This is a genomic window from Pseudomonas sp. MF7453, from assembly GCF_016405455.1.
Lineage (GTDB): Bacteria > Pseudomonadota > Gammaproteobacteria > Pseudomonadales > Pseudomonadaceae > Aquipseudomonas > Aquipseudomonas paralactis.
On record NZ_JAEKCN010000014.1, the window covers coordinates 201,611 to 215,607 of the forward strand.

Sequence of the window (13,997 nt, forward strand, 5' to 3'; positions counted from 1 at the left end):
CCGCTTCACAGCCCAGCAGGCGTTTCACAGGATGCACAGTTGATGAGTACGTTATTCACCCGCCGCAAAGTGCTGACCGGCATGGGCCTGTTGGGCCTGGGCAGCCTGCTGGGCGGCTGTGACTACAGCCCCAGGCTGAACTTCAAGTACGGCAAGGACCTCAGTGACAAGATCATGGGCCGTACCTTCAAGCTCAAGAACACCGCTGGCGAAACCGTCACTCTGAGCTCGTACCGCGGCCTGATGCCCGTGGTGTTCTTCGGCTTCACCCAATGCCCGGCGGTCTGCCCGACCGCCCTGGCACGCGCCGCCCAGGCCAAGAAGCTGATGGGCCGCGATGGCAAGATCATGCAGGTGGTGTTCATTACCCTGGACCCGGAGCGCGACACCCCCGAGATTCTCGACAAGTACGTCAAGGCTTTCGACCCCAGCTTCGAAGCCCTCTACGGCACCCCGGAAGAAATCGCCGTGGCCGCCAAGGAATTCGGGATCTTTTATGAAAAGATCCCCGCCGGCGACACTTACACCCTGTCCCACACCGCCACCAGTTTCGTGTTCGACACCCGTGGCAACCTGCGCCTTGGCTTGCAGGCATCCCTTACCGCTCAAGAGTGCGCAGAAGACCTGCTCACCGTCATGGAGGTCTGCTAATGACTACCGCTCACTACCTGAAACGCTTTGCCTTGGGCCTTACCTTGCTCGGCCTCGCTGCTCACGCCAGCGCCCAGGTGCAAGTGACCGACGCCTGGGTGCGCGCCTCCGTACCGGGGCAGCCGTCCAGCGGTGCCTTCATGACCGTCACCGCCGACAGCGACAGCCAATTGCTCAGCGTGGCATCGCCGGTGGCCAAAGACGTGCAGATCCATGAAATGAGCATGAAGGACGATGTGATGCGCATGGGCCCGGTGGATTCGTTGGCTCTGCCGGCAGGTAAAGCCGTCAAGCTCGACCCCAACGGTTATCACGTCATGCTGATGGGCCTGACCGGCCAGATCAAGGAAGGCGACCAGGTGCCGCTGACGCTTACGGTGCAGGATGCCAAGGGTGAAAAGCAGACCGTTGAGGTGAAGGCTAACGCCCGGGGCCTGGATGGTATGGATCACAGCAAGATGGACCATAGCAAGATGCATTGATTGCCTTGTTGCGGGTGGTGCTGTGGGAGGGGGCCAGGATGTTGGACTTTGACCGAGTACATATCCGTTATTTAGGTAACGGCTGCTATGGGTTCCGCTCTTACAGCGGGTCACTTTTGAAAAGAGCCCAAAAGTAACCAAAAGGCTCTTGCCCCACCACTCGGCACCTCGCTTAGGCTCGGTGTGCCCGTAATCCGCCAGTGATTTGGGGGGCCGCCGCCACGCGCCATCCATGGCGCGGGGCGGCTAAACCGGCATCCCTGCCGGTTTACCCCCAAATCCCTGTCGAATTCCGGCCAGCGTGGTTTGACGGGGCGCTTAAGATCAAAAGCAGATCAAAAGCAGAGCAAGAGCAAGAGCGGCTCGCTTCGCATCGTGGTTACGGTGGCCAGGTAGAAGCGAGCTTGCTCGCGAAAAACGTCAACGATAACGCGAGCTTTCTAAATAAACGCGGTCCCTATGGGGTTTTCGCGAGCAAGCTCGCGCCTACAGGCATCAGGCTTGCCCCTCCCACGTTGAAGCTCCCTCGCCACCGATTCAGGGCCCCGGCGTTGCGCAGGTCATTGAGCAATTGCGCGCAGCATTCACGCCGGTATGACCCGCAGCCGCTTCACCATCGGCACACACGCCAGCATCAACCCCGAGGGTGAGCGATACACCGCCTGCTCATCCCCCACATAGCCACACGAGCGGTAGAAACTCACCGCATTCAAAGTGGCATCCAGCACCACCTGTTCAATCGCCATCTGCCGTGCGATAGCCTCCACATGGGCAAGCATCGCCTTGCCGTAGCCGCGCCCTGTGAACGCAGGCCGTACGAACAATGCCCCGACTTCATGGTGATCCGGGTCGAGCATACCGGTAGCAACAGCTTCACCGTCCACCCAGCCCAGGTAGAACGGTTTTTCCATCAGCACGTTGTAGCCATCACTTGCGCAACCGCGGGTCCAGAGCGCCATTTGCTCGGCGCTGTAGGCGCCGACGCACTGACCGCGAATGGCCTCACGGCGAATCTCGAACGCTCTGTCGGCGTCGTCTGGCGTAGCTCGTTTTATCTCCAACACTGGCTGTTCCTTCCATGACTTCAAATTGCCATTAGCCCATTTGTGCTAATCGACCCTGCCGGCCTGCGACGCTATATTCCTCGGCACTTCCAACGCTCCTTCAATACCGCGCATTCATTGCGTGCGGGTTCGTTGCGCGCTGGAAAAACCAAAACAACCCCAAGGAAGAAGCACCATGAAACTCCACTCCCCCGTTACTCGCCTTGCCCTGCTCGGCGCCTTGATCATCGGCGTGGCCGGTTGCAGCAATATCAAGCCCACTGAAGATCACCTCAAGAAGCTGTCGGAAACTAACCTGGGCGAGCCGGTAAAACGTATCTCCAATGTGCGCAGCGACTCCATGACCACTTACTATGTAGCCAACACTGCCTCCGGCGAATACAACTGCTCCGTGCCAAGCGGGGCCAGCGGCGGTGCATTTGCGATCGCCAGTTTTGGACTGATGAAACCCGCCGCCTACTGCCAGCCAAAAGGCGCACGTGGCAACGGGCTGACACCGTTCATGCAGTAATTTTTTCCTGGCTGAGGTCGCGCAATCTGCCGCGCAGTTCGGCAGGACGCACCGGTTTGGACAGGATGGCGATCTGACGGTCGTGCAACGCGGCCTGGATTTTCTCCACGTCGTGACCGGTGAGGATCAGCGCCGGCACCGCCCAACCGCGCTGCTGGCGTAACTGGTCGATGCATTCAATGCCGGTGGCGTGATTGCCCAGGTCGTAGTCGGCGACGATGATATCGCAGTCGCTGACCAGCCCCTTCCCACTCGACTCAGCCTGCACCTGGCACCCCCATCGCTCCAGCAGCGCCTGGGTGGCGAGCAGCACGTTGTGATCATCCTCCACCAGGCACACTTTCAAACCGGTGAGCAGACCGGCCTGGCGCACATCGTCGCGCAGCGCCGGTTGACGCGGCGCGGTGGCCAGGGCCAGGCCGTGCAGGCTCACCGAGGTGCCATGGCCCAGCCGCGAGCGCAGGCTCACCTGCATCCCCATCAATTGCCCCAGGCGCTTGACGATGGACAGCCCGAGGCCCACGCCTTCGACGTCCTTGTCACGCAATTGGCGCACGCGATAGAACTCTTCGAAGACCTTTGACAGATGCTCCTGTGCAATCCCTCGCCCCTGGTCATGCACCGCTATGACCAAACCGTTTTCGCGCCTGCGTACGCCGATCAGCACTGGCCGCTGCCCGCCGTACTTGAAGCAATTGGAGAGCAGGTTTTGCACCATGGTTGCCAACATGCCCGGGTCCACCTGTACCCAGTGAGCGCAGGGGCGCAAGCGCAGCTCGACGCCGGCCCAGCGTGCAGCCTCGGCGTTCTGGCGCACCAGGTCGGCGAGAAAGTCGCCCAGGTGGATCACCTGGTATTTGGGCAGCAGGCGACCGTTGTCGAGGGTGTAGAGGTCGAGGATCGAACGGAACAATTGCGACACGTTGAGCAGCGAGCGATCGATATTGTCCACCAGCCGCCGCTCATCATCCCCCAGCCGCGCTTCACGCAGGCAGGCGGTGAACAGGCCAATGGAATGGATTGGCTGGCGCAGGTCGTGGCTGGCCTGGGCGAGAAAACGGGATTTTTCCAGGTTGGCGGCGATGGCTTGTTCCGAAGCCTTGCGCGTGCGCTCCAGGAGAATATGGGCGTACACCGGGATCACGGTGCTGGTGATCATCAGCATCAGCACCATAAACGGTTGCGCCTGCCACAGCGGCGTAAGCTGGTACACGATCAGCAGCGCCAGCAACGCCAGCCCCGTGGCAATCGCCAGGTAGCGCGAGCCGTAGCGCATGCCGTTGCCCAGGTTCACCCAGACCATCACCGCGTACAACGGCAACGCCGCGTCCCCCCCGACCACCAGGCCGAACGAAGTGCCGGTGTAGTCGTGGAGCATGCCGAAGATGCGCCGCGCAGGGTAATGCCCGGGCCAGCGTGCGATCACCTGGCGCAACACGATGGAGGCCAACAGGAACACGAAGATATACAGGATCACTGGCAGGTAGGTGTCCAGCGAGTGCCCGGGCAGGAAACCCAGTAGGCTGATATACACAATGGCGATGGTGGCCACCACGATGCGCAGGTTAGCCTGATCAAGTTCGGAGTTGGTCTCGGGACTCATAGTCATATCCTTGACATATCATCTTTGAAAAAGGGCCCTTGGCCCGCTGGTAAAGTAGCATGCCTCGACACAACCCTGCCCCAGGAAGGAGCTCAGCATGACTGGCCGGATCATCATCGCCGACGACCATCCGATGTTTCGCGAAGGTATGGTACGCACCGTACAGCGCCTGCTGCCCGACGCCCAGGTGCAAGAGGCCGGTGACCTGGCCACGGTGAACGCGCTGCTGCGCGAGGCAGGTGACATCGACACCCTGATCCTCGACCTGCGCTTCCCCGGCCTGACCTGCATCAGCCAGTTGGCCGAACTGCGCCAGCAACTGCGGCGCACCACATTGATCGTGGTGTCGATGGTCGACGACCCCGCGCTGATCGAACAGGTCATGGCGCTGGGCATCGATGGTTTTATCGGCAAGAACATTGCTCCCGACGATATCGGCCAGGCGCTGCTGGCGATCCGCAACGGCGAAGTGCTGGTCAAATTCGCGCCGTCGGGCCTGCTGCCGCTGGAAACCCACACCCTCACCACCCGCCAGCAGGAAGTGCTGCGCCTGATTGCCCAGGGCAAGACCAACAAGGAAATCGCCAAGGCCCTGGATATCTCGCCGTTTACGGTGCGTATCCATGTGTCGTCGTTGTTGCGCAGCTTGAACGTGCCGTCGCGGGCTGCGGCAGCAGTAAAATATTCCGGAGAGTTCTAGGCCCAAATGCAAAGGTGCTTGCCCCCGATAGCCATAGGCACCTGCACAACTACAGTGCGCAACCCCCTACGGTAACCACGATGCGAAGCGAGCCGCTCTTGATCTGCTCTTGATCTGCTTTTGATCTTGATCTTAAGCGCCCCGTCAAACCACGCTGGCCGGAATTCGCCAGGGATTTGGGGGGTAAACCGGCAGGGATGCCGGTTTAGCCGCCCCGCGCCATGGATGGCGCGTGGCGGCGGCCCCCCAAATCCATGGCGGATTACGGGCACACCGAGCCTAAGCGAGGTGCCGAGTGGTGGGGCAAGAGCGCTTTGGTTACTTTCGCGCTTTTCGAAAGTGACCCGCCGTAAGGGCGGAACCCATAGCAGCCGTTACCCAAATAACGGATATGTACCCGGTCTGATCCAGCATCCTGGCCGGCCCTAAGGCCGCCATCGGGGGCAAGCCCCCTCCCACATTTCGATCTCGTAGCACCCTCCCACATTTGACCGATCCGCCTCCGTCAGCCCCCCGCCCTGCATCCGATATTTATGCTCACTTCCCAGCTTAATAATATTTTATTAATACCCGCCCGCCCCCTAACTTGACGTCATGCCCAAGCTGAATCCAACTGCATTACGCAAGGACAGACACATGACTCAAGCAATAACAAAAACAGACACACTGGTAGTGGGAGCGGGACAAGCCGGTGTCGCCATGAGCGAGCACTTGAGCAAGCAAGGCGTGCCGCACCTGGTGCTGGAGCGCAGCCGTATCGCCGAGCGCTGGCGCACCGGGCGCTGGGACTCGTTGGTCGCCAACGGCCCGGCCTGGCATGACCGCTTTCCCGGCCTGGAATTCGATGACGTGCCCGCCGATGGCTTCGCGCCCAAAGAGCGCGTAGCCGATTACTTTGAAACCTATGCGCGCAAGTTCAATGCGCCGATCCGCACCGGTGTGGAGGTCACTTCAGTGGTCCGTAACATCGGCCGCCCCGGTTTCACCGTGCACACCAGCGAGGGCGTGATCGAAGCCCACCGTGTAGTGGCGGCCACCGGGCCGTTTCAGAAGCCGGTGATACCAGCGATCGCCCCCAAAGATACCGAACTGCACCAAATCCACTCCGCCGACTATCGCAACCCCGGGCAACTACCGGCAGGCGCTGTACTGGTGGTGGGTGCCGGTTCTTCGGGGGTGCAGATTGCCGATGAACTGCAGCGTTCCGGCCGCCAGGTGTACCTGTCGGTTGGTGCCCATGACCGTCCGCCCCGCGCTTATCGCAACCGCGATTTCTGCTGGTGGCTCGGAGTGTTGGGTGAATGGGACCAGGCGGCCATGAAACCCGGTCGCGAACACGTGACCATCGCGGTCAGCGGCGCCCACGGCGGCAAGACCATCGATTTCCGTGAACTGGCCCAGCAAGGCATGACCCTGGTTGGCCTGACCCAGGCGTTTGACGGCAACGTGGCGACTTTCCAGGCCAACCTGGTGGAGAACCTGGCGCGCGGTGATGAGAACTATCTGGCGCTGCTGGACGCGGCCGATGCCTATATCGAACGCAACGGTCTCGACTTGCCGCCTGAGCCCCAAGCGCGCCGCGTATTCCCGGATGCAGAGTGCATACGCAACCCGATCCTGCAGTTGGATCTGGCCGAGGCCGGCATCACTTCGATCATCTGGGCCACCGGGTTTGCCGTGGACTACAGCTGGTTGCAGGTGGACGCCTTCGATGCTGCCGGTAAACCCAGGCACCAACGCGGCGTGTCCAGTGAAGCGGGCATTTACTTCCTCGGTTTGCCGTGGCAATCGCGGCGTGGCTCGTCGTTTATCTGGGGGGTTTGGCACGACGCCAAATACGTGGCCGACCACATCGCCATCCAGCGTCAGTACCTCGAATACCGCGAAGCCGCACCCGTGGTTCACAACACCTCTGTCAGCGCCTGATCACTTATTTCTGGAGTTTTTTTGATGCCTACTCACACTCGCATCCGCATGTTCAACACCAAGCAAACCTACCCCAACCAAAGCCTGGACAACGACCTTTGCCAGGCCGTGCGCGCCGGCAACACGGTGTATGTGCGCGGCCAGGTGGGCACTGATTTCGACGGCAACCTGGTGGGCCTTGGCGATGCACGCGCCCAGGCCGAACAGGCGATGAAAAACGTCAAGCAACTGCTTGAAGAAGCCGGCAGCGACCTCAGCCATATCGTCAAGACCACCACCTATTTGATCGACCCACGCTACCGCGAGCCGGTGTACCAGGAAGTCGGAAAATGGCTCAAGGGCGTGTTCCCGATCTCCACCGGGTTGGTGGTTTGCGCCCTGGGCCAGCCACAATGGCTGATGGAAATTGACGTGATCGCGGTTATCCCGGAGTAAGGAGCCCAGCCATGACCTTTTCAATCGTCGGCCGTTGCGCGGAAACCGGCCAGTTGGGTATCGCCATCAGCTCATCGAGCATCGCCGTGGGTGCCCGCTGCCCGTGGCTGCGCCCCGGCGTAGGCGCGGTGTCGACCCAAAACATCACGTTGCCGGCCCTGGGCCCGGACGTACTCGACCTGCTGGAACAGGGCCTGGCGCCAGCCGAGGCCATCGATAAAGCCCTCACCCGCAATGGCTACAGCCAATACCGGCAACTGACGGCGATTGATCACCTGGGCCGCAGCGTGCACTTCAGCGGTAGCCAAACCCTGGGTACCCATCACGCCGTCTCGGGTGAGCAATGCGTGGCAGCAGGCAATATGCTTGCCGACCGCGAAGTGATCACGGCGATGGTGACGGCGTTCGAACAGGGCGAAGGCCAACTGGCAGACCGGCTGCTGGCGGCCATGCACGCCGCAATTGCCGCTGGTGGTGAAGCCGGCCCAGTGCATTCGGCCGCGTTGGTGGTGGTGGGCGAATTGACCTGGCCGATCATCAATTTGCGCGTGGACTGGGCCGATGAGGCCCCTCTTGGCCAACTGCAAAAACTCTGGGATGCCTACCGTCCGCAAGTGCAGGATTATATTGACCGCGCTCTCGCCCCCGACCGTTCACCCGGTTACGGCGTGGCCGGAGACGATCGATGAGCCGCGCCCGCGAACTGCTGGAAAGCCTGGTGGGTTTTGATACCACCAGCCGTGAATCCAACTTGCAGTTGATCGAGTTTGTGCGCGATTACCTGGCCGGATTTGGCGTGGCCAGTGAGTTGATCTACAACGCAGAACGCAGCAAGGCCAACCTGTTTGCCAGCGTCGGCCCGGTGGAAGTGCCCGGTATCGTGCTGTCGGGGCATACCGATGTAGTACCGGTGGACGGGCAACCCTGGACGTTGCCGCCATTCACGCTGACCGAGCGCGAGGGCAAGCTGTTCGGCCGCGGTACTGCCGATATGAAGGGGTATATCGCCTGCGTGCTGGCGTTGGTGCCCGAGCTGATCAAGGCACCGTTGCGCCTGCCGGTGCATATCGCCCTGTCCTATGACGAAGAAGTCGGTTGCCTGGGTGTGCGCTCGCTGCTCGCCGTGCTGGAACAACGCCCGGTAAAACCCATGCTGTGCATCATTGGCGAGCCAACCGAACTCAAACCCGTGCTGGGCCACAAGGGTAAGTTGGCCATGCGCTGCGATGTGCAGGGCCATGCGTGCCACTCGGCGTATGCGCCCTCGGGGGTGAATGCGATTGAGCACGCCGCCGAGTTGATAGGTGAGCTGGGCCGTATAGGCCAACGCCTGCGCTCGCACCAGGACCCACGGTTCGACCCGCCGTTCAGTACCGTGCAAACCGGGGTGATCAGCGGCGGCAAGGCATTGAACATTGTGCCCGCTGACTGCCGGTTCGATTTTGAAGTGCGCGCCCTGCCCGCCATGGACCCGGGTGAGGTGGCTGAAGCGTTGCAAGCCTATGCGATGCAGCAGGTACTGCCGAAGATGCAGGCGGTGAGCAAAAAAAGTGCGATTCGGTTCACCGAGCTATCCGCCTACCCGGGGTTGGTCACCGATGAAGGCAGCCAGGCGGCGCAGTTGATTGCGGCATTTTCCGGCTCGCGAGAGTTCGGCACCGTTGCGTTTGGTACCGAGGGCGGGCTGTTCGATGGCGTGGGTATTCCCACCGTGGTATGCGGGCCAGGCAGCATGGACCAGGGGCATAAGCCGGATGAGTTTGTGAGCCTGGAGCAGCTTGATGGCTGTGATGCCATGTTGCAGCGGTTGTTAGGCTTTATCACAACCTGAAGACGCCGTTACACGGTCATCGTCCTCTGTAGGAGCGAGCTTGCTCGCGAAAAACGTCAACGATAACGCGTACTTCCTGGATAAACGCGGCGTCTGTGAGTTTTTCGCGAGCAAGCTCGCTCCTACAATATTCAGCCGAGCAAACGGGCGAGCTCTTCGCGGCAGTAGTCGACAAACAACTGCACCGGTTTGGTGAGCGGCGCCCGCCGTAGCCACACCGCCGACAACCCCGACCCCGTCACCGTTTCCGCCAACGGAATACACACCACTTTCTGCCCATCATAGGTGTACTCACTGAACGGTTTGGTCACCAGAATCGAGAACCCAAACCCGCGCCCCACCATGCCCCGTACCATCTCGATGGACGGCGAGCTGAACACAATATTCGGCGTCAGCCCGCGCTCTTCAAAGATACTCACAAAGTAGGTCCGGCTCGGCAGCACATCCAGCAAAATCATCGGCTCCAGCACCAGGTCGGCCAGGGATACCTTGGCCTGCTGTGCAAAGCGGTGATCGGCGGGCAGTAATGCATAAGGCTGCTGTGGCGGCATCAACGGCGTGGTCTCTATGGTGCCGCCCAGGTCGTGCTCAAACAGCATCGCCACATCGATACTGCCCGCCGTCAGCGCCTGCACCAGCTCCTGCTGCTCACCATCGCGAATGCGGATCTCCACCCCCGGCCAACGCGCCTTGAAGCCGGCGATCAAACGCGGCAGGTACAACGGCGCCACGGTTTCAAAGCAGCCGATGTCGATCTGCCCGGCCACCACATCGTTGTCCGCCAGCGCGTTTTGCTCAAATTCGTGGGCCACCCGCAACAGCTCCAGGGCCTTGCGATAAAACCGCGCGCCGCTGGGTGTGAGTGAAACGCCCTGGGCGTGATGGCGGATAAACAGCTGCACACCAAAGCTGTCTTCCAACTGCTTGATCGCCGTGGAGACCGACGGCTGAGCGATATACAGCTTGCGCGACGCCTCGGCGACGCTGCCGCATTCAGCCGTGGTTACAAAATATCTGAGCTGGCGCAAGTTATAGGCAGCCATCTGCACCTCCATAAACGTGGGTTTTCGCCCCAAACAGGTGCGTACAAACACCCGTTTTTCAAGCCATTGGAACCCATGCAACATACCGGAGCAAAAAACCCGGCGAGATATTTTTTTTAAGGTCTATAGCAACAAACTTACTAATTTACCTCCCTTCCCCCATTGCAGATGATCACTCCAACAACAAAGCGGCGCCCATGCGTCGCACAGCGAAGTACGTCCACGTACTCACCTTGCCTTGGAGCTCGTCATGGTTACCACTGCAACATCCAGCGCCCCGCTTATCGAGAAACACACGATTGGATACGTGCCCCCGGAGGATCGCCATGGAAAGGTAAGAGACCTGTTCACCCTGTGGTTCGGCGGCAACATTGCGCCGTTGCCGATCGTCACCGGCGCGCTGGGTGTGCAGCTGTTCCACCTGAACCTGGTGTGGGGCATTGTCGCCATCCTTGTTGGCCACCTGGTCGGCGGTGTATTGATGGCCTTGCACTCAGCTCAGGGCCCGCAGATGGGCATCCCGCAGATGATCCAGAGCCGTGCCCAGTTCGGCTCCCTCGGTGCATTGCTGGTGGTGGTGATTGCCGGGGTGATGTACATCGGCTTCTTCGCCTCCAACATCGTGCTGGCGGGTAAATCCCTGCATGGTGTGGTGGATGCGGTGCCGGTTCCGGTGGGCATCGTCATTGGCGCCATCGGCTCCGGGATCATCGGCATCATCGGTTACCGCTTTATCCACGTACTCAACCGTATCGGCACCTGGGTGCTGGGCGCCGGCATCGTGCTGGGCTTCGGCTACATCTTTACGCATGTGCAGACCACCGACTTTTTAACCCGCGGCAGCTTCAACATTTCCGGATGGCTGGCCACTGTATCCCTGGCCGCGCTGTGGCAGATCGCCTTTGCGCCCTACGTGTCGGATTACTCCCGTTACCTGCCGGCCGACGTGCCCGTTGCGTCAACCTTCTGGACCACCTACCTGGGCTCGGCCCTGGGTTCGAGCCTGGCCTTCATCTTCGGCGCCGTCGCCGTACTCGCTACCCCGGTGGGCATGGACACCATGGACGCAGTCAAACTCGCCACCGGCGCCATCGGCCCATTGATGCTGGTGCTGTTTTTGCTCAGCGTGATCAGCCACAACGCACTCAACCTCTACGGCGCGGTGCTGTCGATCATCACCCTGGTACAGACCTTCGCCTACCGCTGGATCCCGACCGCGAAAAGCCGTGCGGTGATCTCCATCATCGTACTGGCTGCCTGTTCGATTGCGGCGGTGTTTGCCTCCAAGGACTTTATCGGCCACTTCGTCGACATGGTGCTGGTGTTGCTGGTAGTGCTGGTGCCTTGGACGGCGATCAACCTGATCGACTTTTATGCGATTCATAAAGGCAAATACGACATCGCTTCGATCTTCCGCGTCGACGGCGGCATCTATGGCAAATACAACCCCCAGGCGCTGCTGGCTTACGCGGTGGGCATCGCGGTGCAGATTCCCTTTATGAACACGCCGCTGTACGTGGGGCCGATTTCCGAACACATCAACGGCGCCGACCTGTCGTGGGTGGTGGGGCTGGTGGTGACCTCGCCGTTGTACTTCTGGCTGGCGAGTCGGGACAGTGCGTACAAGCGCCGGATGGACGGGGGCAAGTTGGTGGGTGGGGTCTGATACATCCTCTTGGTTGCCTGATCTGATGTGAGCAGTGACAAAACCCGCCCTGGCGGGTTTTCTGGTTTCTAGAGGGCCCGAGGAACATCGAACTTGATCATCATAGTGTGTAGGAGCGAGCTTGCTCGCGAGAAACCCATAACCGCCGCGATTACTCAGGATACACGCGTTATCGTTAAGGCTTTTCGGTGCCACAAGCCCGATGTTTCTTTATGATATTGCCTTTCGCTCATCGCTCCAGGAACCGCCCATGCCCGCCCTCACCTTGCGCAACGCTCTGCCCACCGACGCCCAGCGCTGCTTCGACATCGAAACCAGCGCCTACGAAGGCGACGAAGCCGCCACCCTGGAAAAGATCGCCACGCGTATCGCGCAATATCCCCAGGGCTTTTTGATCCTGGAGGAAGATGGCGAAGTGGTGGGCTTCATCAATTCCGGCTGCGCCCACAATGTGGTGATGTCGGACGAGGCATTCAAGGAGTTGGTAGGCCACGACGCCGAGGCGCCGAATGGGGTGATCATGTCGGTGGTGGTCGACCCGGCGCATCAAGGCAAAGGCTATGCAAAACACCTGATGACTGCGTTCGTGCAGCGCATGGAAACGCTCGGCAAGCAGACGATTCACCTGATGTGCAAGCAACAGCATGTGCCGTTGTACACCCGTATGGGCTACACCTACGTGCGTCCTTCGCCGTCGGATCACGGCGGGATGGCATGGCATGAAATGGTGATGTGTTTAGAGGGCGCGTCATCGCACTAGTGCTGGCACCTTCAACATCCTTACCAACTGCCGGAAGCCCCACCACCGCCACTGGAACCACCACCACCGGACGAACTGCTGCTGGAACTGCTGGAACTTGAACCGGAGCCACCGCCCGAGCCAGATCCGGAACCCTCGCCAACCTTGCCAAAGATAATCAGCGCGACAAACGACGCGATAGGAAACGCCAGCAGCCAACCGTCGCGGCCGCCGTCAATCAAGCACCCCGCCACCCCATACACGACCACTGCCGCCAGCAGCCGCACAATAAAACCTGCACGGCTGGTGCGCCAGGTCTCCCGCATGATCAGCAGTAGCACCAGGTACAACCCCAGCACCACCAGAACGCCCAACGGCCACAACAACCAATCGGTGAAACTGACAGCCACGTACTGGTTTGCCATCACCAACCCGAAGACGTAAGCCAGCAGGCCGAGCACGCAGTAAAACAGCGTACGCACCTGCCACAGCGCGCCGAATATCGCGCCGCCTATCAACAGGGTCAGCGGCATGACAAACACAAACATCGGCCACTCTCGACCGCCCGCCAGCAGCGTCAGCAACAGCGTGGCCGCCACGACGACGATCAACGCCTTGCGCCAATGCAGCTTGCCGGCAGCCATCGCCACCCCGCCCAAGCCGCCCAGGATAAGCGCTGCCAGCAAAGCGAAGAACTGGGGGTTTATGCTGGCTCCCGCCAGTTGCGGCAGGTCACCGCCGTCTACCAGCACGGCCAGGGCGTCCACGCCGTGTTGTACACCGCCGGCAAAATCACCCTGGCGAAACGCCGGGGTGATCTGTTCTTCAATAATGCGATGGGCCAACAGGTCAGTGACGATGCCTTCCAGGCCGTAGCCCACCTCGATGCGTACTGTGCGGTCAGCCTTGGCCACTACCAGCAGGATGCCGTCGTTGACGTCCTTGCGCCCCAGCTTCCAGGCGCGAAACAGTTGGTTGGCATAGTCTTCGATAGCGGCGCCGCCGGTGGTGGGCACCAGCAATACAGCGACTTGCGCGCCTTTGCGCGCTTCAAGGTCGCCAAGCTGGTTTTTCAGGCGCTGGGTGGTGGTCGCGTCGAGGGTGTTGGTGAGGTCAATCACCCGCTGGTCGAGGGCGACCCCGATCGGTGACGTGTCCGCCTGGGCGATGCTCAGCACGCCGAGGAGCATCAGCGTCAGCAAACCCGAGACCGTTTGACGCAAATTCCCTATCATGTTTTGTTACCCGAGGTTTCTTCCATAAGCTGCCGACTTTACCTTATCGACGTATAACGCGTGACCCCAGGTGCGCGACTATCTAAACTGCAGCCTTACCTGCATAGCAAT

General features: G+C 60.6%; 14 protein-coding genes. 10 read left to right on the forward strand and 4 right to left on the reverse strand.

The features are described from left to right. The first annotated feature begins 42 nt into the window (after window positions 1–42). Entirely contained in the window at window positions 43–651 is a 609-nt protein-coding gene (locus JFT63_RS21995) for an SCO family protein (protein ID WP_057703600.1), read from the forward strand. After that, the gene (locus JFT63_RS22000) at window positions 651–1,133 is read left to right on the forward strand and encodes a copper chaperone PCu(A)C (RefSeq protein ID WP_198844754.1); all 483 of its coding nucleotides are present in this window, start codon (window positions 651–653) and stop codon (window positions 1,131–1,133) included. Before JFT63_RS21995 ends, JFT63_RS22000 begins: the two co-directional genes overlap by 1 nt. A 584-nt stretch (window positions 1,134–1,717) precedes the next feature. Here JFT63_RS22000 and JFT63_RS22005 read toward each other — a convergent pair. After that, window positions 1,718–2,197, reverse strand: coding sequence for a GNAT family N-acetyltransferase (locus JFT63_RS22005; RefSeq protein ID WP_198844755.1), 480 nt, complete (start codon window positions 2,195–2,197; stop codon window positions 1,718–1,720). Window positions 2,198–2,372: 175 nt separating this feature from the next. On the opposite strand from JFT63_RS22005, the gene JFT63_RS22010 reads away from it, so the two are divergent. Continuing rightward, window positions 2,373–2,708, forward strand: a complete 336-nt coding sequence (locus tag JFT63_RS22010) for a hypothetical protein (protein ID WP_032880773.1) — start codon at window positions 2,373–2,375, stop codon at window positions 2,706–2,708. Here JFT63_RS22010 and JFT63_RS22015 read toward each other — a convergent pair. Beyond that, complete coding sequence (locus JFT63_RS22015; RefSeq protein ID WP_198844756.1) at window positions 2,698–4,311, reverse strand: ATP-binding response regulator; 1,614 nt, start codon at window positions 4,309–4,311, stop codon at window positions 2,698–2,700. The two genes, JFT63_RS22010 and JFT63_RS22015, sit on opposite strands and share 11 nt — an antisense overlap. A gap of 97 nt (window positions 4,312–4,408) precedes the next feature. On the opposite strand from JFT63_RS22015, the gene JFT63_RS22020 reads away from it, so the two are divergent. The 5 genes from JFT63_RS22020 (at window position 4,409) to argE (ending at window position 9,203) form a co-directional block, all read left to right on the forward strand. After that, on the forward strand, window positions 4,409–5,011 hold the full coding sequence (locus JFT63_RS22020; protein WP_186560111.1) for a LuxR C-terminal-related transcriptional regulator: 603 nt from the start codon (window positions 4,409–4,411) through the stop codon (window positions 5,009–5,011). A 594-nt stretch (window positions 5,012–5,605) separates the two neighbouring features. Next, complete coding sequence (locus tag JFT63_RS22025) at window positions 5,606–6,937, forward strand: flavin-containing monooxygenase (protein ID WP_420875851.1); 1,332 nt, start codon at window positions 5,606–5,608, stop codon at window positions 6,935–6,937. Between the two features lie 24 nt (window positions 6,938–6,961). Beyond that, complete coding sequence (locus tag JFT63_RS22030) at window positions 6,962–7,372, forward strand: RidA family protein (RefSeq protein WP_057703607.1); 411 nt, start codon at window positions 6,962–6,964, stop codon at window positions 7,370–7,372. A gap of 11 nt (window positions 7,373–7,383) precedes the next feature. Continuing rightward, window positions 7,384–8,061 (forward strand): DUF1028 domain-containing protein, encoded by a 678-nt coding sequence (locus JFT63_RS22035; RefSeq protein WP_057703608.1) that lies wholly within the window; start codon window positions 7,384–7,386, stop codon window positions 8,059–8,061. Next, entirely contained in the window at window positions 8,058–9,203 is a 1,146-nt protein-coding gene (gene argE, locus JFT63_RS22040) for an acetylornithine deacetylase (protein WP_198844757.1), read from the forward strand. The genes JFT63_RS22035 and argE overlap by 4 nt, the downstream gene beginning before the upstream one ends. Before the next feature lie 131 nt (window positions 9,204–9,334). Here argE and JFT63_RS22045 read toward each other — a convergent pair whose 3' ends face one another. After that, window positions 9,335–10,246: a LysR substrate-binding domain-containing protein gene (locus tag JFT63_RS22045; protein ID WP_003190675.1), complete on the reverse strand. Its 912-nt coding sequence runs from the start codon at window positions 10,244–10,246 to the stop codon at window positions 9,335–9,337. Between the two features lie 250 nt (window positions 10,247–10,496). On the opposite strand from JFT63_RS22045, the gene JFT63_RS22050 reads away from it, so the two are divergent. Together JFT63_RS22050 and JFT63_RS22055 are read left to right on the forward strand one after the other, a co-directional pair. Further along, on the forward strand, window positions 10,497–11,912 hold the full coding sequence (locus JFT63_RS22050) for a purine-cytosine permease family protein (RefSeq protein ID WP_057703610.1): 1,416 nt from the start codon (window positions 10,497–10,499) through the stop codon (window positions 11,910–11,912). Between the two features lie 250 nt (window positions 11,913–12,162). Then, window positions 12,163–12,672 carry a GNAT family N-acetyltransferase gene (locus JFT63_RS22055; protein ID WP_198844758.1) on the forward strand — a complete coding sequence of 170 codons (510 nt, stop codon included), beginning with the start codon at window positions 12,163–12,165 and terminating at the stop codon, window positions 12,670–12,672. A gap of 20 nt (window positions 12,673–12,692) precedes the next feature. Here the strand turns inward: JFT63_RS22055 and JFT63_RS22060 are convergent, their stop codons facing one another. After that, entirely contained in the window at window positions 12,693–13,886 is a 1,194-nt protein-coding gene (locus tag JFT63_RS22060) for a TPM domain-containing protein (RefSeq protein WP_198844759.1), read from the reverse strand. Between the last annotated feature and the right edge of the window lie 111 nt (window positions 13,887–13,997).